The sequence below is a fragment of the Streptomyces sp. HUAS MS02 genome (assembly GCF_055702265.1).
The window spans coordinates 5708897-5726698 of record NZ_CM146747.1 but is presented as its reverse complement, the minus strand read 5'-3'; the positions used below and the strand labels follow the sequence as shown (position 1 = coordinate 5726698).

Below are 17802 nucleotides of genomic sequence, written 5' to 3'. Positions count from 1 at the left end.
TCGGGGCCCGTCGCGGTGCGGCGCGCGGCCTGTTGTGCGCGACACGGTACGCCACCCTCGACGGTTCAGCCGAGCAGGACGACCTCGACCTCCGTACCGGGCTCGACCGACTCGGTGTCCTCGGGGATCACGATCAGCGCGTCGGCGTGCGCGAGGGCGGCGACGAGGTGCGATCCGGCACCTCCCACGGGGGTGACCTCGCCGTCGGTGTACGTCCCGCGCAGGTACTGCCGGCGGCCCGCGGGCGAGGTCAGGGCCTTGGGAGCCCGCAGGGTCGCCGTGGTCGTCGGCCGGTGGACGTCGTCGAGGCCCATCAGGGTGCGGATGGCGGGCCGGACGAAGAGTTCGAAGGAGACGTACGACGACACCGGGTTGCCGGGGAGGGCGAGCAGGGGGGTGTGGTCGGGGCCGATGGTGCCGAAGCCCTGCGGCTTGCCGGGCTGCATGGCGAGCTTGCGGAAGTCGATGCCGGCGCCTTCCTCGTCCTCGTCGCCGACGGACTCCAGGGCTTCCTTGACGACGTCGTACGCGCCGACGCTGACCCCGCCGGTGGTGACCACCAGGTCGGCGCGGACGAGTTGGTCCTCGATGGTGGAGCGGAGGGTCTCGGCGTCGTCGGCGACGGCGCCGACGCGGTAGGCGATGGCGCCCGCGTCCCGGGCGGCGGCGGTGAGGGCGAAGCTGTTGGAGTCGTAGATCTGGCCGGTGGCCAGGGTCTCGCCGGGCGGGATCAGTTCGCTGCCGGTGGAGAGCACCACCACGCGCGGGCGCGGGCGTACGTGCACGGAGGCGCGGCCGATGGCGGCGAGCAGGCCGAGCTGGGGCGGGCCGAGGACGGTGCCGGCCGCCAGGGCGCGTTCGCCGGCCTTGACGTCGCTGCCCTCCGCGCGCACGTGCGCACGTGCCTCGGCGGCGCGGTGCACGGCGACCTGGCCGGTGGCACCCTCGGGGTTCGCGCTGCGGGCGCGCATCCCGGAGACGGGGCCCTCGCCGAGGCCGCCGTCGGTCCACTCGACGGGGACGACCGCCTCGGCGCCGGGCGGCAGGGGGGCGCCGGTCATGATGCGGGCGGCCTCCCCCGGGCCCACCCGGGGCTGTTCGGCCTGGCCCGCCGCGACGTCGCCGATCACCGTGAGCACGGCGGGGAACTCCTCGCTCGCGCCCGCGACGTCCGCGACCCGCACCGCGTACCCGTCCATGGAGCTGTTGTCGAACGGCGGCAGTGACACCGGCACCGTGACGTCCTCGACCAGGACGCAGCCCTGGGCGTCGAGGAGTTGCAGCTCGATGGGGTCCAGGGGGCGGACGGTGGCGAGGATGTCCTCCAGGTGCTCGGTCACCGACCAGAGGTGGTCCCGGCCGGTGGTGCGGGTCGCGGCGGTGCTCAATGTGGCTACATCTCCTCGGCTACGTAACTGCGAAGCCAGGTCCGGAAGTCCGGGCCCAGGTCTTCACGTTCGCACGCGAGTCTGACAATGGCACGCAGGTAGTCGCCACGGTCTCCGGTGTCATAGCGGCGGCCCTTGAAGACGACTCCGTGCACGGGGCCGCCGACCTTCTCGTCCGCGGCGAGCTGCTGGAGGGCGTCGGTGAGCTGGATCTCGCCGCCGCGGCCCGGTTCGGTCTGGCGCAGGACGTCGAAGATCTGCGGGGCGAGGACGTAGCGGCCGATGATCGCGTAGTTCGAGGGGGCGTCGGCCGGGTCGGGCTTCTCGATCATGCCCGTGACCTTGACGACGTCGCCGTCCTCGGTGGCCTCGACGGCCGCGCAGCCGTAGAGGTGGATCTGCTCCGGCGCGACCTCCATGAGGGCGATCACGCTGCCGCCGTTCTGCTCCTGGACCTCGACCATGCGCTGCAGCAGCGGGTCGCGGGGGTCGATCAGGTCGTCCCCGAGGAGGACCGCGAAGGGTTCCTCGCCGACGTGCGGAGCGGCGCACAGCACGGCGTGGCCGAGGCCCTTGGGGTCGCCCTGGCGGACGTAGTGGATGGTCGCGAGGTCACTGGACTCCTGGACCTTGGCGAGCCGGTGGGCGTCGTTCTTCTTCTGGAGGGCGGACTCCAGCTCGTGGTTACGGTCGAAGTGGTCCTCGAGGGGGCGCTTGTTGCGGCCGGTGATCATCAGCACGTCGTCGAGTCCCGCCGCCGCGGCCTCCTCCACCACGTACTGGATCGCCGGCTTGTCCACCACCGGCAGCATCTCCTTGGGAGTCGCTTTGGTGGCCGGCAGGAACCGGGTTCCCAGACCCGCCGCGGGAATGACAGCCTTGCTGATCCTGGGGTTCGCCTCACTCATGGGCGGAACCATATCCGGTGCCTTTGTGGGGAATCTGTGGCTCCGCTGAATTCGTTCTCATATGAGCCGATTACGAAGAATACTGGAGTCACCTGTGGGCCGGATGGGACCTGAACCGGAGCTTTCCAAGCGAATGTTGCGTCGAGAGCTCCTCCTGGTGAGGAGTGGGTTGACGGCGGATGACGTCCGGAAAACGACGGGTGCCCTTGCCGACCGGGCCCTGGATCTGCCCGAACTGGCGCAGGCGCGCACGGTGGCGGCGTATGTGTCCGTAGGGAGTGAACCGGGCACCCTCGCGCTCCTCGACGCGCTCCGCGCTCGGGGCGTGCGCGTCCTGCTTCCGGTGCTGCTGCCCGACAACGACCTGGACTGGGGCGTCTACGAGGGAGAGACCTCGCTCGCGCGCGTGCGGCACGGCGGCCGCATGGAGCTCCTCGAACCCGCCGGCGAGCGGCTCGGTCCGGACGCCGTGACCGACGCCGACGTCGTCCTGCTCCCGGGCCTGGCGGTCGACGGGCGCGGGATGCGTCTGGGCCGGGGCGGCGGCTCCTACGACCGCGTCCTGGCCCGTCTGGACCGCGCGGGCGCCGACCCGGCGCTGGTGGTCCTGCTGTACGACACGGAGGTGGTCGACCGGGTGCCGGAGGAGGAGCACGACCGCCCGGTGCACGCGGTGGTGACGCCGTCGGGCGTACGGCGCTTCACATGACAGTTCCCCGCGCCCCGAAAGGGGCGCGGGGAACTGCGCGACCAGCCACGACGGCGCCGCAGCCGAAGAACGGCCCACCGAGCGGAGCGCTACGGCTTCAGCAGCAGCGTGTCGCTCGTGTTCTCCTCGACCGCCTTGTCCGAGAACGACCAGGTGAGCAGCTCGCCCTTGACCCACTTGTCGGTCTGGTCGGTGTAGTGCGCGTTGTAGGCGTGCCCGGAGGCGCCGGTGAGGTTGATCCACTTGGACTTGTCGAGGTCCCCGAGGTTCACCACCATCCGCATCGAGGGCACCCAGACGACCTCGTAGCCGCCCGCCGCGTTCCAGCCGGTGGCGTTGACCGTGGCCTCGCCGCCGCCGAGCTTCCAGGGGCCGCGGTTGAGCATGTACTGGAGGAAACCGGGGCCCGCGGTGCCGAGGGTCTGGTTCTTCAGGAACAGCCGGTGCAGTCGGCCCCAGCTCCAGCTGTCGATGTCCTTGCCGAGCTTGGCGGTCAGCTCCCAACGGGCGTCCCGCATGGCCCGCTGGAACAGCTCGTCACGGGTGTCGGCGGCGTCCAGGTTGCGCGTCTTCGGCGTGGACCACCAGGCGTTGTCCTGGTCGTCGACGAGCCGGCGGACCACCTCGAACCAGCGGTCGCCGCCGTCCGGCTGCGCCTGGTCCGCGTCGCGCCTGCCGCACTCGCGCACCCGCTGGTCCTCGTCGGCGGGCCCGGTGCTGTCGACCGGTTCGACCGACAGGCACTGGCCCTCGACGCGCAGTTCCTTGGGCAGCTTGTCGCCGAAGGCGAGCTTGAGGATGTTGCGCCAGACCGAGTTGAAGTACGCCGCGGCCGCCGAGTCGGCGTCCTGGGTGTAGTCCCAGCCCTCCAGGAGCTTCTGGGCCTCGCGGATGTGCTTGTCGCCGACGTCGATCTTGAGCAGCAGCGGCACCAGCAGCTTGGCGATCTCGCTGCTGTTGTCCATCTGCATCTGCCGCATGTCGTCGGTGGAGATCTTGCCGCCACCCTTGATCTTGGACTCGATCAGGCTGGTGATCCGCTGCGCGCGCGTGCCGTAGCCCCAGTCCGTGGTGAGGGTGTACGGGTACTTCTTGTCGACGACGGCCTGGTTCGCGGTGACGATGTAGCCGCGCTCCGGGTCGTACTCGTAGGGCAGTTCGTCCTGGTCGACGTAGCCGTTCCAGCGGTACGCGGGGTCCCAGCCGGGAGCGGGCAGCGAGCCGTCGCCCTTGCCGCGCGTGGGGATCTTGCCGGGCAGCTGGTAGCCGATGTGGCCCTCGGTGTCGGCGTAGATCAGGTTCTGCGAGGGGACGTCGAACAGGGTTGCGGCCTCGCGGAAGTCGTCCCAGTCCTTGGCCTTGTTCATGGCGAAGACGGCGTCCATGGAGGTGCCGGGGTCGAGCGCGGTCCAGCGCAGGGCGATGCCGTAGCCGTCGCCGCGGTCGGGGGCGTCCTGGTCGACCGTGGCCTTCTTGCCGACCTGGACGAGTTCGTCGTTGCGGTCGGAGAGCAGGGGGCCGTTGTTGGTGGTGCGGACGACGATCTTCTTGGACGGGCCGCCGGCGACCTCGATGGTCTCCTCGCGGGTGTCGAACGGCAGGACCTTGGAGCCGTACTGGTAGCCGTCGCCGGTGAGCTTCTCCAGGTAGAGGTCGGTGACGTCGACGCCGGAGTTGGTCATGCCCCAGGCGACGTCGGCGTTGTGGCCGATGACCACGCCGGGCATGCCGGAGAAGGTGTAGCCGGAGACGTCGTACTGGCACTTCGCGGAGACGGCCTTGCAGTGCAGGCCCATCTGGTACCAGACCGACGGCAGCGACGCCGTCAGGTGCGGGTCGTTGGCGAGCAGCGGCTTGCCGGTGATGGTGTGGTCGCCGGAGACGACCCAGGAGTTGGAGCCGATGCCGTTGCCGTTCACACCGACGGCCTCGGGCAGGTCCTCCAGGACGTTGTAGAGGCCGTCCAGCTGGGTCTGGAGGGCTCCGGAGTCCGTGGAGGTGCCGGCGGCGGTGCCTGTGCCCGTCCCGGTACCCGTGCCTGTGCCCGTCCCGGTGCCCGTACCCGTCCCGGTGCCCTGCGTGGAGCCGCCCGTGTTCTGCGACGAGCCGGACCCGTCGGACCAGGTCTTGGTCAGCTCGTCGTACTGGCCTTCGCGCACGATCGTCCCGTTGCGGCTGTACGGGTACTGCGGGTACAGGTCGGCGATCTGCTTGGGGCCGAGGCGGCTGGTCATCAGGGCGCGGTCGATCTCGTCCTGCATGTTGCCGCGCAGGTCCCACGCCATCGCCTTCAGCCACGCGATCGAGTCGACCGGGGTCCACTCCTCGGGCTGGTAGTCGTTGGAGAAGCCGAGGGCCGCGTACTCGACGGAGATCTCGTCGCCGTCCTTGCCGGCGAGGTAGGCGTTGACCCCCTTGGCGTACGCGTCGAGGTACTTCTTCGTCTCGGCCGAGAGCGTCTTCTTGTACTCCTCCTCGGCGATCCGGTGCCAGCCGAGGGTGCGCAGGAACTCGTCGTTGTCGACCTGGCTCTCGCCGAACATCTCCGAGAGGCGGCCGGCCGTCATGTGGCGGCGCACGTCCATCTCGTAGAACCGGTCCTGCGCCTGGACGTAGCCCTGCGCCATGAACAGGTCCTCGTCGGAGGAGGCGTAGATCTGCGGGATCCCGTAGCCGTCGCGCTTGACGTCGACCGGTCCCGCCAGACCGTCCAGGGTTATCGACCCCTTGGTCTGCGGGAAGGAGGCGCGCACGGTGGAGACGGACCAGAACGCCCCGTAGCCGACGCCACCGATGATGGCCAGGACCAGGACGATCAGGAGAAGACGGACTTTGCGCCCCTTCTTCCTGCCGGACTTGCCCGGCTGCTGGCCGGAGGGGGTGGTGTCGGTGGGCATCGCTGTCCTTGCTGTCCTAACACGAGCGGCAGGTCGGGCTGTGCTTTGTACTGAACGCTGGAGCAACCATAGGCGCAGGGCCCGACACGACTTGACGCGGAGTCGGGAACTGGCACGGACGACTGTTCGATCTTGCCCTCGCGAGCGTCAAGAAATCGTCAAGAGTTAGGTAAGGTAACGAAGTACTCGCACTGACGTAACCGCAATCGCACGGTTTCCGTGATCGGCTTCGCATGCCCCCACGCGCGCGTGCCCGCATCCAGTGCTCGACGCCCCACACTCGGAACCACGTGCGGTTCGGCAAGAAAGGTACGGCCCGCTGACTGTCCACGATCTCAACCAGCTCCTGCTCGTCTGCTCGCTCGTCCTTCTCGTCGCGGTCGCCGCGGTCCGGATCTCGTCGCGCAGCGGGCTCCCCAGCCTGCTCGTGTACCTGGGCATCGGCATCGCCATGGGTCAGGACGGCATCGGCGGCATCCACTTCGACGACGCCGCCCTGACCCGGGTCATCGGCTACGCGGCCCTCGTCGTGATCCTGGCGGAGGGCGGCCTCGGCACGAAGTGGAAGGAGATCGGGCCGGCCCTGCCCGCCGCCAGCTCACTGGCGCTGGTCGGAGTCGCGGTGAGCGTCGGCGTCACCGCCGCGGGCGCGCACTATCTGATCGGGCTGGAGTGGCGGCAGTCGCTCATCATCGGCGCGGTGGTGTCCTCCACGGACGCGGCGGCCGTCTTCTCCGTGCTGCGCAGGATCCCGCTCCCCGCGCGCGTGACGGGCACCCTGGAGGCCGAGTCCGGCTTCAACGACGCCCCGGTCGTCATCCTCGTCGCCTCGCTCTCCATGGCCGGACCGGTCGAGCACTGGTACGTCCTGATCGGCGAGATAGCGCTGGAACTGGTGATCGGCGCTGCCATCGGCCTCGCCGTCGGCTGGCTGGGCTCCTGGGGCCTGAGGCATGTGGCGCTGCCCGCCTCCGGCCTCTACCCGATCGCCGTCATGGCCATCGCCGTCACCGCCTACTCGGCCGGCGCCCTGGCCCACGGCAGCGGCTTCCTCGCCGTCTACCTGGCCTCCATGGTCCTCGGCAACGCCAAGCTGCCCCACTGGCCCGCCACCCGGGGCTTCGCCGAGGGAGTCGGCTGGATCGCCCAGATCGGCATGTTCGTCCTGCTGGGGCTGCTGGTCACCCCGCACGAGATGGGCGACGACATCTGGCCCGCCCTCGTCATCGGCCTGGTGCTGACCATGGTGGCGCGGCCGCTGAGCGTCGTCGCCGCACTGCTGCCGTTCCGGGTGCCCTGGCGCGAACAGGCCCTGCTCTCCTGGGCCGGACTGCGCGGCGCGGTCCCCATCATCCTGGCGACGATCCCCATGGTGAGCGGCGTCGAGGGCAGCCGCCGGATCTTCAACATCGTCTTCGTGCTCGTCGTCGTCTACACCCTCGTCCAGGGACCGACGCTGCCCTGGCTGGCCCGCAAGCTGCGCCTCGGCGGCTCCGGCGACGAGGCGGCCGACCTCGGCATCGAATCCGCGCCGCTGGAGCGGCTGCGCGGCCACCTGCTGTCCGTCGACATCCCCGAGAAGTCCCGTATGCACGGCGTCGAGGTCAACGAGCTGCGGCTGCCCGCGGGTGCCGCCGTCACCCTCGTCGTCCGCGACGGCAAGTCCTTCGTGCCCCTGCCGACCACCGTCCTGCGCCGCGGCGACGAGCTCCTCGTCGTCGCCACCGACCCCGTACGGGACCAGGCGGAGCGCCGGCTCAGGGCCGTCGGCCAGGGCGGCAAGCTGGCCGACTGGCTGGGCACGGGCGACGGCGGTGGCCACGGCACCAGGGGCTCCCGTCGTTAAGGGCAGATTTCACACTGTTCACACCCTCCGGAAGCAGGGGTGCGGCCGCCCATAGTGCTCACTTTCACAGGTGATTCCCTCCATCCCCCTGTACGATGAAGGCGCACTTGATCGGACCAACTCTGTCTGACGCAGAGCTGGCGCGACCGTATGGCGGCCGTCACGCCCCCCTTCCGCGGGCCCGGCATCTACCGCAGTGGCGCAAGAGGACAGCTCTCGGCGCCCCCCGCACGGGCGCGCTACCAGGCGGCGGAAAGGCACGGCCGTGGCGTCCACGGTCACCTCGAACACCTCGAACACCTCCACGGCGTCCCGGCCGGGTTACGGGCAGCTGCTGCGCACCCGTGGCGCGTGGACGTTCCTCCTGCCCGGCTTCGCGGCCCGCCAGCCGTTCGCGATGCTGACGCTCTCCATCGTGCTGCTCGTCCAGCACACCACCGGCTCCTACGGCGCGGCCGGTGCCGTGGCCGCCGTCACCGGCGTCTCCATGGCCCTGTTCGCGCCCTGGAGCGGCCGTCTCGCCGACCGGCACGGCCAGCGGGCCGTCCTGATCCCCGGCGTCCTCGTCCACGGGGCGGCCGGCCTGTCCCTGACGGCGCTGGCCCTGATGGACGCCCCCCTGTGGGCGCTCTTCGCCGCCGCCGTGCCCACCGGGGCCTCGGTGCCGCAGGTCGGCCCCATGGTGCGGGCCCGCTGGGGCGTCAAGCTCCAGGGCTCGCCCCTGATGGGCACCGCCGCCGCCTTCGAGTCCGTCACCGACGAGCTGACCTTCGTCCTCGGCCCGCTGCTCGCGACCGCGCTGTGCACCGCCGTGCACCCGGCCGCCGGCCTGCTCACCGAGGCGACGCTGACCCTGATCGGCGGTCTGCTGTTCGCCGCGCAGCGCGGCACCCAACCGCGGGCCGTACCCGCGTCCCACGCGCGCGTGGAGCGCGTTTCCGCCCTGTCCGTCCCCGGGGTGCGCGTCCTGATCGTCACCTTCCTGGGCATCGGCTCCGTCTTCGGCGGCATGCAGGTCTCCCTCGCGGCCTTCTCCGAGTCGATCGGCGAGCCCGGCCTGAACGGCGTCCTGTACGGCGTGTTCGCCGCCGGCAACATGCTCTCCGGCATCGTCTGCGGCGCCATCGCCTGGAAGACGGCCCCGCAGCGGCGCCTGGTCGTCGGCTACACCGCTCTGGCGGTCGTCGCCTCCGCCCTGTGGACCGCCGACTCCGTGCTCGTCCTCGCCGCGCTCGGCCTGTTCGTCGGCATGTGCATCGCCCCCGCCCTGATCACCGGCTACACGCTGGTCGACTCCCTGGTCCCCGCGGGCGCCCGCACGGAGGCCTTCACCTGGCTGACCGGCGCGGTCGCGCTCGGCCAGGCGGCCGCCGTCACGGCCGCCGGTCAGCTGGAGGACCGGCTGTGGACCGGCGCCGGATTCCTGGTGCCGGCGGCCGGTACGGCACTGGCCCTGGCCACCCTGTTGGCCCTGCGTACGCGGCTGGCGGGCAGCCCTCGCGGCCGCACCGTCGCGCGTGTCGTCGGTCACCGAGTGCCGGTGACAGTGGACTGATCCCCGGGGAATAGGTCACTATGGACCGTCGTTAGCACTCATCGAGTGAGAGTGCCAGGAGGAAGACCAGTGCCGACGTACCAGTACCAGTGCACCGAATGCGGTGAGGGCCTCGAAGCGGTGCAGAAGTTCACCGACGACGCCCTGACCGAGTGCCCCAGCTGCAACGGCCGCCTCAAGAAGGTGTTCTCGGCGGTCGGCATCGTCTTCAAGGGCTCCGGTTTCTACCGGAACGACAGCCGTGGCTCGTCGTCGAGCAGCAGCCCGGCGACGGCGAAGTCCTCGACGGCCTCCTCGTCCTCCTCGGACACGAAGTCCTCGACCTCGTCCTCGTCGTCCTCCGACGCGAAGTCGTCGTCCTCGGGCTCCTCCTCCGCCAGCAGCACGTCGGCCGCGTAACGCATCGCCGCGTAACATCGCCGCGGAGCGCCCTCGCCGCGTAGCGCGACGGCCCGCGTAGCGCGACGGGCGGGTGGCGCTTCCGCCGCGTCAGCGCTTCGGGCCGGTGGCGCTCCCGCCGCATCAGCGCTTCGGGCCGGTGGCGCTCGGGCCGCATTTCGGCCGTGCCACCGCTTGTGTCCAGGACCCTGCCGTCGTACGACGACCGGCGGGGTCTTCGGCGTTTCCGGGCCCGGTTAAGGTGCGGGCATGGCGAACACGGAACACGTGGACAGCGGGGTCGGGCCGGCGGGCGGTACGGGCACGGCGGACGGCACAGCAGCGGCGGCCACGGCGCATGACACGGCAGCGGCAGGTACGGGGGCGGCCGGTCTGGCCGAGATCGGTGTCATCGGCGGATCGGGGTTCTACTCCTTCCTCGACGACGTGACCGAGATACAGGTCGACACCCCCTACGGGCCGCCCAGCGACTCCCTCTTCCTCGGCGAGATCGCCGGGCGCCGCGTCGCCTTCCTCCCGCGCCACGGCCGCGCCCACCACCTGCCGCCGCACCGCATCAACTACCGCGCCAACCTCTGGGCCCTGCGCTCCGTCGGCGCGCGCCAGGTGCTCGGCCCGTGCGCGGTGGGCGGTCTGCGGCCCGAGTACGGACCGGGCACGCTCCTCGTCCCGGACCAGCTCGTGGACCGTACGAAGTCCCGCGCCCAGACCTACTTCGACGGCCTCCCCCTGCCCGGGGGCGCCGTCCCGAACGTCGTGCACGTCTCGCTCGCCGACCCCTACTGCCCCGTCGGCCGCAAGGCCGCCCTGGAAGCGGCGCGCCGACGGGACTGGGAACCGGTGGACGGCGGCACCCTCGTCGTCGTCGAGGGCCCCCGCTTCTCCACCCGCGCCGAGTCGCTGTGGCACCAGGCCCAGGGCTGGTCCGTGGTCGGCATGACCGGCCACCCCGAGGCCATCCTGGCCCGCGAGCTGGAGCTCTGCTACACCTCCCTGACCCTCGTGACCGACCTCGACGCCGGTGCCGAGACCGGCGAGGGCGTGTCCCACGAGGAGGTCCTCCAGGTCTTCGCCGCCAACATCGACCGCCTCCGGGGCGTCCTCTTCGAGGCGGTCGCCGCCCTGCCGCCGAACGACGGCCGCGACTGCCTGTGCACAAAGGCGCTGGGCGGGATGGATCCGGGGTTCGTGCTGCCGTGACGGGGTGAGGGCCGGGGCGCCGAGGCGGAGCGGAACTCCTCGTTCGAGTGGCGAGGTTTTCCACAACCGGTGGGTGGTCCACAGGCCTCGGCGGGTCTCGCCGCGAAGCCTCATCGTGGGACCGCAAGCCGATCTCACACAGCAGGTGGTGGCCTCATGTCCCGTACTCCGTCTCCGTCCGTGCCGGTGCCCCCGAGCCCCTTCTCGCCCTCCCCCTCGCCGTCCTCGCACTCGCCGTCGCCGTCGCCCTCCTCGCGCTCGTCGTCGCCCTCGTCCGCACGCGTCCCGTCCTGGGCCGCCGGCCCACCCGGCACCGACGCCCCTCCCACCTGCGAGGTCCCGCACTTCGCCCCGCTGCGGGTGCGCGGCGGAGCGCACCGGCTGCGCCGCCTCGCCCGCTGCCGACGGCGAGCCATGGCCGCCGGTCTGGCGGTGACCGCCGCCGCCCTGCTGGTGACAGGGGCGGGCCCGAGGGAGGCGGAACGGGTCAGGGGCCACCCCGTGGCCGACCCGGTCCCCGAACGGCCCGCCCGCGTGGGGACGGTGACCGCCCCGGTCCGCATCGCCGACGCCGCGACGGTACGGCTGCTGCGCCCGGGCGACCGGGTCGACGTGATCGCGGCCGAGGAGTCCGCGACGGGCGGTGCCGCGAGGGTCGTGGCCCGGGGCGCCCGTGTCTCCGAGGTGCCCACCGCCGACGCGGCCGAGAGCGGAGCCCTGGTCGTCCTGACCGTGCCCCGGCGCACGGCGGCCCGACTGGCCGGCGCGGGCGCCACGTCCCGCCTGGCGGTGACGCTGTGGTGACCGCTCGCCGTATCGCCGGCACTCGCCCGTCAAGTCCCACGATGGAGGGACCCAGTTGGACATTGGGCCCGGGCCCTGACGTAGGTTGCGGAGTCGTTTGTTCCACAACCAGCGCAGAGAGGCCTCGTGGTGAGCGAGAAGAAGGAGCCGAGCGTCTGGGAGGGCTTCAAGGCCTTCCTGATGCGGGGGAACGTCGTCGACCTGGCCGTCGCCGTGGTCATCGGCGCGGCCTTCACCAACATCGTCAACTCGGTGGTGAAGGGGGTCATCAGCCCGCTGGTGGGCGCGTTCGGCACGAAGAACCTCGACCAGTACCGCTACTGCCTGAAGGACCCCTGCAAGGTCTCGGCGGACGGAACGGTCACCGACGGCGTCGCCATCCTCTGGGGCACGGTGCTGAACGCGACGCTCACGTTCCTCATCACCGCGGCCGTCGTCTACTTCCTGATGGTGCTCCCCATGTCCAAGTACCTGGCCCGCCAGGAAGCCCGCCGGAAGGCGAAGGAGGGCACGCACGAGGTCATCGAGGTGACCGAGCTGGAGGTCCTGAAGGAGATCCGCGACGCCCTGGTGGCCCAGCGCGGTTCGGGCCACGACCGCACGTAGCGGGGGCGGAGACCTGCGGCGGGCAGGGTCAGATGTGGTGGGGCGGCTTCTCGTCGAGGAAGCGCTTCAGGTCGGCCGCGCTGTCGCCGCCCTCACCCGAGCGCTCGCCCCAGCCGTGGTCCGAGTCGTCGGACGACGGCCGGCTGAGCGGGTCGTCGAAGACCAGCGCGGCCTTGGGGTCACGCGGTTCGGAGCCGGGGGCGGGAGCGGTACTCATGAGTCCAGGGTACGGCCCCGCGCCCGGACCGCCGTCAGCACCGGCTGCTTCCACGGCCCCTCCCCCGGCCTCTCCGCACCCGCCCCGGGCCCGTCCGCGCACACCTCCGGTCCGCCCCGGAACGGGTGAACACCTGCGCGAGAATTCCACCGGCTTTTCTGGTGTGCTTGGCCCCATGACGTCCAGTTCCACACCTCCGCCTCCCTCGGCTCCCGTCCCCTCCTCCGGCGCCGGAAAGCCACCGGTGCGCAGGCTGGTCGCACGGGGCCGCGGAGAGGAACACCGGGTCGCCTCGCCGCTGGAGCTCTTCTTCGACCTGTGCTTCGTCGTGGCCGTCGCCCAGGCGGGCGTCCAACTGGTCCACTCCGTGGCGGAGGCGCACGCCGCCGAGGGCATCCTGAACTACGCGATGGTCTTCTTCGCCATCTGGTGGGCCTGGATGAACTTCACCTGGTTCGCGTCGGCGTACGACAACGACGACGTGCCCTACCGACTGGTGACGCTCATCCAGATCTCGGGTGTGCTGGTGCTCGCCGCCGGAGTCGGCCGGGCCTTCGAGGACCACGACTGGTCCCTGGTCGTGCTCGGCTACGTGATCATGCGGCTGGCGATGACCGCGCAGTGGCTGAGAGCCGCGCGCACCGCGACGGACGCGGAACGGGTCACGGCCCTGCGGTACGCGGGTGGTGTGGCGCTGTGCCAGATCGGCTGGCTGGGGCTGCTGGTCCTGCCGGAGCCGGCCAGACCGTGGCTGTTCCTGGCGATGGCGATCGCCGAGCTGTCGGTCCCGGTGTACGCGGAGAGAGGCTTCCAGACGTCCTGGCATCCGCACCACATCGCGGAGCGGTACGGCCTGTTCACCATCATCGTGCTGGGCGAGACGATCCTGGCGGCCACGGTCGCGGTGAAGTCGGCGGCCGACGAGAACGACGCGCTGGGGGAACTGCTGCCGATCGCGGTGGGCGGGCTGCTGATCGTCTTCTCTGCGTGGTGGATCTACTTCACCGTTCCCATCCACGGTCATCTGCGCTCCAGCAGGGAGAGCTTCCTGTGGGGGTACGGCCACTACCTGATCTTCGCGTCGGCCGCCGCGATCGGCGCCGGTCTGGAGGTCGCGGTGGAGGAGACGGTGCACAAGGCGCACATCTCCACCCTGGCCGCGTCCGCGGCGGTGACGCTGCCGACGGCGCTGTATCTGATCTCCGTGTGGGCGCTGCACGCCCGCCACTTCAAGGTGGGCACGGCACAGCAGACGGTGCTGCCGCTCGCCGCCCTGGCTGTGGTGATGTGCACCTTCCTGGGGCAGTGGGCGGTGCCGGCGGCGGGCGCCGTGTCGGCGGTGACGGTCGCGGTCGGGGTGGCACTCGCCGCCCGCGGCCACGAGTCGGGACAGCCCGCGCGGGCCCACGACACCCGAGACGCTCATGGCAGTTGACGCGTTGACCGATGTGTTCGGCCTGCGGGTCGGGCACGCGACCCGGGTCGGCGGGGGCTGGCTGACCGGCACCACGGTCGTGCTGGCCCCGGAGGGCGGCGCGGTCGCGGCCGTGGACGTGCGCGGCGGCGGGCCCGGCACCAAGGAGACGGACGCGCTCGATCCGCGCAACCTGGTGCAGAAGGTCGAAGCGGTGGTGCTGACCGGCGGCAGCGCGTACGGGCTGGACTCCGCGTCGGGGGTGATGGCCTGGCTGGAGGAGCGCGGACGGGGCGTGCGGGTCGGCCGTGACCCGGCGCACGTGGTGCCGGTCGTGCCGGCCGCCTGTGTCTTCGACCTGGGCCGGGGTGGCGACTTCAAGGCCAGACCGGATGCCGCCCTCGGCCGGGCCGCGGTCGAGGCGGCGGACGCGAGCGGGCCCGGCGCCCCGGTGGCGCAGGGATGCGTGGGGGCCGGGACGGGGGCGACGGTCGGGCTGCTGAAGGGCGGCATGGGCACCGCGAGCACCGTGCTGGACTCGGGAATCACGGTGGCCGCGCTGGTGGTGGCCAACGCGGCGGGATCGGTGACGGATCCGGAGACGGGGGTGCTGTACGGGGAGCTGTTCCAAGGGCGTGCGACGTATCCGGCGCCGGAGGTGCAGGAGAGAGCGCGTCGCCGCCTGGCCGAGGCCGCCGCGAAGAGCCCCCCTCCCCCGATGAACACCACGCTGGCCGTGGTCGCCACCGACGCCGACCTGACCCGCGCACAGGCCCAGAAGCTGGCCGGCACGGCACACGACGGCATCGCCCGCGCCGTACGCCCCGTGCATCTGCTCAACGACGGGGACACCGTGTTCACCCTGGCGACAGGCGCGCGCCCGCTGCCACCCCAGGCCGGCCCCCTCGCCCTGAACGAACTCCTGGCGGCGGGAGCGGACTTGGTGACCCGAGCGATCGTACGAGCGGCCAGGGCGGCCGAGTCGGTGACGGGCCCGGGCGGAGCGTGGCCGTCGTACGGGGAGTTGTACGGGAGGGGTTGAGGGACGGGGCAGGAGGGGTTGAGGGTCGAGGGGGAGGGGGCGGGAGGGGAGGGGGAGGGGGAGGGGGAGAGCCCCCGGGGATTGCGGGGCCGGTGGTTCCCGTCGGGCCGTAGCGAGCGATTGTCGCGGTTCTGTCACGTGATGCGGCGAGAAGGCAACGGCGGGAACCCGCTCGGCCGCCGCTCGCTCTATGTCCACGTACCGGAGCGGATGACGTGGATCGCCTAGAAGCGAAGAAGCTGGAGCAGATCGTGACAAGGCCGAAGATTGCTGTACGGCGGGCACTGGGGACCTGTGCCGTGCTGGTGGTCGGTGCGCTGACCCTCACCGGCTGTGGCGGGGACGCCCAGGCGGACAACAAGGGTGGCGGCAAGGGGACTTCGGCCGAGGACACCGCGGCGCGGATCACGATCTCCGCGAAGGACGGTTCGACGGGCGCGTCCATCAATGCGACCGGGGTGAAGGTCAGCGGCGGCAAGCTGACCGACGTGAAGATGACCGTCGCGGAGGGCGGCGCGGCCGTACCGGGCGAGATATCGGCGGACGGGCGGTCCTGGAAGCCGAAGGAGCAGTTGGAGCGCGGCACGAAGTACCGGATCTCGGCGACGGCGAAGAACGCCGAAGGGAAGACGTCGGCGGCCAACTCGATCTTCACGACCGTGTCGACGGCCAACAGCTTCATCGGGACGTACACGCCGGACAACGGCACCACGGTCGGGGTGGGGATGCCGGTGTCGTTCACCTTCGACAAGGCGATCACGGACCGCAAGGCCGTGCAGTCGCACATCACGGTGACGTCGAGCAGCGGGCAGGAGGTGGTGGGGCACTGGTTCGGGGCGCAGCGGCTCGACTTCCGGCCCGAGGAGTACTGGAAGGCCGGTTCCAAGGTCACGATGAAGATCGACCTGGACGGCGTGGAGGGCGCGAACGGGCTCTACGGGGTGCAGGACAAGACCGTCACCTTCACGGTCGGCCGGTCCCAGGTGTCCACGGTCGACGTGAACACGCAGACCATGACGGTGGTGCGGGACGGAAAGACGATCAAGACCGTGCCGATCTCGGCCGGCGCCGCGGCGACCCCGACGTACAACGGCCAGATGGTGATCTCGGAGAAGTTCCGGCAGACGCGGATGAACGGGTCGACGGTGGGCTTCGGCGGTGAGTACGACATCTCGGACGTGCCGAACGCGATGCGGCTGACGACGTCGGGCACCTTCGTCCACGGCAACTACTGGTACAACCAGGGCAACCCGCCGTTCGGGCGGCAGGGCACCAGCCACGGCTGCATCGGTCTCGCGGACGCCCGGGGCGCGAACAGCGACACGCTCGGCAAGTGGTTCTTCGACAACTCGCTCATCGGGGATGTGGTGACCGTCAAGAACTCCCCCGACAAGACGGTCGCGCCGGACAACGGCCTCAACGGCTGGAACATGCCGTGGAGCGAGTGGACGGCGGGGGACGCCATCTGACCACGTCTTTCCGGTAGTTCGTCGGGCCGCGCGGGAACCAACCGCGCGGCTCCGGCGTTTTACAGGCGTACGTTTTCTCGGTTCCCGGACATGATGTCCGACCGAGGGGCTACGGTATGCACCCACAAGGTGACATGCAGCAACGCCGGGAGAAACCTTGAGCGTTCCGTACGAGACGGCAGCGTACGAGCCACCCGAGTCGCCCGAGTCTCCTGAGGAGCACCTCGCGCGACTCCTCGGCCGCGCCCTGAACTCCTTCGAGCTGCCCGACGAGACCATACGGCAGCTCGACTGCGCCCTCGCGCACGACAGCTCGCTGCACTCCGCGCACTACAGTTCGGGGCTGCACCGGGCGACGTACCGGCACACCTGGCTGCTCGCCGACGGTTCGGCCGTCACCCTGTGGGAGCTGGTGCACAACACGGTGCCGGGAAGTGACACCCAGCACGAGGTGTACACGGACGACGAGGAGCTGCGGGCCGCCACCGCGCGGCTGCCGCTGCCACCGGACGCCCCCGACTTCGAGCTGCCCGTCACGGTGGAGCTGGCGGCGTTCCCCGAGCCGCGGCATGAGTACGTGCCGGACGACTCGGCGGATCATGCCCGTCGACTGCTGCGGCGCGCGGAGAACCCGGATCCTCCCGGGGACGAGCTGGCCACGTTACTGCTGCGGACCGCGTTCGCGCACGAGATCACGCAGGCCTTCGGCCGCCCGCACCGTCCCGCGCGCCGGGGTCGGCCGGGTCTCAGTTTCTCGCTGTACGAGCACGCCTTCCTGCTCACCGACGGGCAGGAGATCTCTCTCTGGGAGGTCGAGCACACGGCAACTCCGGACGGCCGTCACATGTGCGAGGTGTACGTCTCGGAGGACGCGGCACGGGACGCGATGGAGCGACGGGCGGGGACGCTCGGCTAGTCGGCCGGGCCCACCTCGCGGGAGCGGTGTGCTCAGGCCAGGCGGTCGTCGCTGAACTGACGGGCCAGGAACGCGAACGCGTCCTGTTCCGCCGGGGTCAGCTCCACGTGTTCCACGTGGGGGCCCTTGCGGAGCTGATGAGGCAGTCCGCGCAGTCGCTGTCCGCGTCGGCGGGCCAGGTCGGCGAAGCGGCCTCGGTGGATGTCGCGGTCACGGCGCAGGACGCGGACGAGCACGGCGACCCAGATGACCGCGGCGAGGGCGAGGGCGGTCCCGCCCATCAGCTGAAGTATCGACACGTGCTCAGGCATGCCGTCCAGTAGACACCACCGGATGGGACTTTGAGCCCGGACCGTGACGTATCTCGCAGGTACGGCTTACACGTCACACGGGTTGTAAAGGATCTCAAAGGGGCGCACGGGGCAGAAACAC

The 17802-nt window shown here is 71.0% G+C and carries 16 protein-coding genes; 11 read left to right on the top strand and 5 right to left on the bottom strand.

The features are described 5' to 3' along the window. Positions 1 to 65: 65 nt before the first annotated feature. Positions 66 to 1388 (bottom strand): molybdotransferase-like divisome protein Glp, encoded by a 1323-nt coding sequence (gene glp, locus ACZ9QC_RS24745; protein ID WP_472915125.1) that lies wholly within the window; start codon positions 1386 to 1388, stop codon positions 66 to 68. Positions 1389 to 1393: 5 nt separating this feature from the next. Then, positions 1394 to 2296: a UTP--glucose-1-phosphate uridylyltransferase GalU gene (gene galU / locus ACZ9QC_RS24740; protein ID WP_472915124.1), complete on the bottom strand. Its 903-nt coding sequence runs from the start codon at positions 2294 to 2296 to the stop codon at positions 1394 to 1396. Between the two features lie 133 nt (positions 2297 to 2429). Here galU and ACZ9QC_RS24735 point away from each other — a divergent pair, with 133 nt between their 5' ends. Beyond that, the gene (locus ACZ9QC_RS24735) at positions 2430 to 3005 is read left to right on the top strand and encodes a 5-formyltetrahydrofolate cyclo-ligase (RefSeq protein ID WP_472915123.1); all 576 of its coding nucleotides are present in this window, start codon (positions 2430 to 2432) and stop codon (positions 3003 to 3005) included. 89 nt (positions 3006 to 3094) lie between these two features. Here the strand turns inward: ACZ9QC_RS24735 and ACZ9QC_RS24730 are convergent, their stop codons facing one another. After that, the gene (locus ACZ9QC_RS24730) at positions 3095 to 5902 is read right to left on the bottom strand and encodes a penicillin acylase family protein (protein WP_472915122.1); all 2808 of its coding nucleotides are present in this window, start codon (positions 5900 to 5902) and stop codon (positions 3095 to 3097) included. Between the two features lie 262 nt (positions 5903 to 6164). On the opposite strand from ACZ9QC_RS24730, the gene ACZ9QC_RS24725 reads away from it, so the two are divergent. The 6 genes from ACZ9QC_RS24725 to mscL all read left to right on the top strand — a co-directional run bounded on the left by ACZ9QC_RS24725 (position 6165) and on the right by mscL (position 12312). Next, positions 6165 to 7748, top strand: a complete 1584-nt coding sequence (locus tag ACZ9QC_RS24725; protein WP_472915121.1) for a potassium/proton antiporter — start codon at positions 6165 to 6167, stop codon at positions 7746 to 7748. Positions 7749 to 8013: 265 nt separating this feature from the next. After that, complete coding sequence (locus ACZ9QC_RS24720; RefSeq protein ID WP_472915120.1) at positions 8014 to 9303, top strand: MFS transporter; 1290 nt, start codon at positions 8014 to 8016, stop codon at positions 9301 to 9303. Positions 9304 to 9372: 69 nt separating this feature from the next. Further along, entirely contained in the window at positions 9373 to 9702 is a 330-nt protein-coding gene (locus ACZ9QC_RS24715; RefSeq protein ID WP_472915119.1) for an FmdB family zinc ribbon protein, read from the top strand. Positions 9703 to 9951: 249 nt separating this feature from the next. Further along, positions 9952 to 10902, top strand: a complete 951-nt coding sequence (locus tag ACZ9QC_RS24710) for an S-methyl-5'-thioadenosine phosphorylase (protein WP_472915118.1) — start codon at positions 9952 to 9954, stop codon at positions 10900 to 10902. A gap of 156 nt (positions 10903 to 11058) precedes the next feature. Then, on the top strand, positions 11059 to 11706 hold the full coding sequence (locus ACZ9QC_RS24705; RefSeq protein WP_472915117.1) for a hypothetical protein: 648 nt from the start codon (positions 11059 to 11061) through the stop codon (positions 11704 to 11706). 129 nt (positions 11707 to 11835) lie between these two features. Continuing rightward, the gene (gene mscL / locus ACZ9QC_RS24700) at positions 11836 to 12312 is read left to right on the top strand and encodes a large conductance mechanosensitive channel protein MscL (RefSeq protein WP_472915116.1); all 477 of its coding nucleotides are present in this window, start codon (positions 11836 to 11838) and stop codon (positions 12310 to 12312) included. A gap of 28 nt (positions 12313 to 12340) precedes the next feature. Here mscL and ACZ9QC_RS24695 read toward each other — a convergent pair whose 3' ends face one another. After that, complete coding sequence (locus tag ACZ9QC_RS24695; RefSeq protein WP_215456031.1) at positions 12341 to 12529, bottom strand: hypothetical protein; 189 nt, start codon at positions 12527 to 12529, stop codon at positions 12341 to 12343. A 175-nt stretch (positions 12530 to 12704) separates the two neighbouring features. Between ACZ9QC_RS24695 and ACZ9QC_RS24690 the strand changes: the two genes are divergently transcribed. From ACZ9QC_RS24690 to ACZ9QC_RS24675, 4 genes are all read left to right on the top strand, one after another. Continuing rightward, positions 12705 to 13964, top strand: coding sequence for a low temperature requirement protein A (locus tag ACZ9QC_RS24690; RefSeq protein WP_472915115.1), 1260 nt, complete (start codon positions 12705 to 12707; stop codon positions 13962 to 13964). Beyond that, complete coding sequence (locus tag ACZ9QC_RS24685; RefSeq protein ID WP_472915114.1) at positions 13954 to 14985, top strand: P1 family peptidase; 1032 nt, start codon at positions 13954 to 13956, stop codon at positions 14983 to 14985. The genes ACZ9QC_RS24690 and ACZ9QC_RS24685 overlap by 11 nt, the downstream gene beginning before the upstream one ends. Before the next feature lie 251 nt (positions 14986 to 15236). After that, complete coding sequence (locus tag ACZ9QC_RS24680) at positions 15237 to 16454, top strand: L,D-transpeptidase (protein ID WP_472921794.1); 1218 nt, start codon at positions 15237 to 15239, stop codon at positions 16452 to 16454. 157 nt (positions 16455 to 16611) lie between these two features. Beyond that, on the top strand, positions 16612 to 17370 hold the full coding sequence (locus tag ACZ9QC_RS24675) for a DUF6227 family protein (protein WP_045556191.1): 759 nt from the start codon (positions 16612 to 16614) through the stop codon (positions 17368 to 17370). 32 nt (positions 17371 to 17402) lie between these two features. Here ACZ9QC_RS24675 and ACZ9QC_RS24670 read toward each other — a convergent pair whose 3' ends face one another. After that, positions 17403 to 17681 (bottom strand): hypothetical protein, encoded by a 279-nt coding sequence (locus tag ACZ9QC_RS24670; RefSeq protein WP_316727834.1) that lies wholly within the window; start codon positions 17679 to 17681, stop codon positions 17403 to 17405. Positions 17682 to 17802: the final 121 nt, after the last annotated feature.

What these genes read in the sequence shown, in the direction of transcription:
- galU (WP_472915124.1), bottom strand. Translation starts at nt 2,296, where the DNA reads ATGAGTGAGGCGAACCCCAGGATCAGCAAGGCTGTCATTCCCGCGGCG.
- ACZ9QC_RS24735 (WP_472915123.1), top strand. Translation starts at nt 2,430, where the DNA reads ATGTTGCGTCGAGAGCTCCTCCTGGTGAGGAGTGGGTTGACGGCGGAT.
- ACZ9QC_RS24730 (WP_472915122.1), bottom strand. Translation starts at nt 5,902, where the DNA reads ATGCCCACCGACACCACCCCCTCCGGCCAGCAGCCGGGCAAGTCCGGC.
- ACZ9QC_RS24710 (WP_472915118.1), top strand. Translation starts at nt 9,952, where the DNA reads ATGGCGAACACGGAACACGTGGACAGCGGGGTCGGGCCGGCGGGCGGT.
- ACZ9QC_RS24705 (WP_472915117.1), top strand. Translation starts at nt 11,059, where the DNA reads ATGTCCCGTACTCCGTCTCCGTCCGTGCCGGTGCCCCCGAGCCCCTTC.
- ACZ9QC_RS24695 (WP_215456031.1), bottom strand. Translation starts at nt 12,529, where the DNA reads ATGAGTACCGCTCCCGCCCCCGGCTCCGAACCGCGTGACCCCAAGGCC.
- ACZ9QC_RS24690 (WP_472915115.1), top strand. Translation starts at nt 12,705, where the DNA reads ATGACGTCCAGTTCCACACCTCCGCCTCCCTCGGCTCCCGTCCCCTCC.
- ACZ9QC_RS24685 (WP_472915114.1), top strand. Translation starts at nt 13,954, where the DNA reads ATGGCAGTTGACGCGTTGACCGATGTGTTCGGCCTGCGGGTCGGGCAC.
- ACZ9QC_RS24670 (WP_316727834.1), bottom strand. Translation starts at nt 17,681, where the DNA reads ATGCCTGAGCACGTGTCGATACTTCAGCTGATGGGCGGGACCGCCCTC.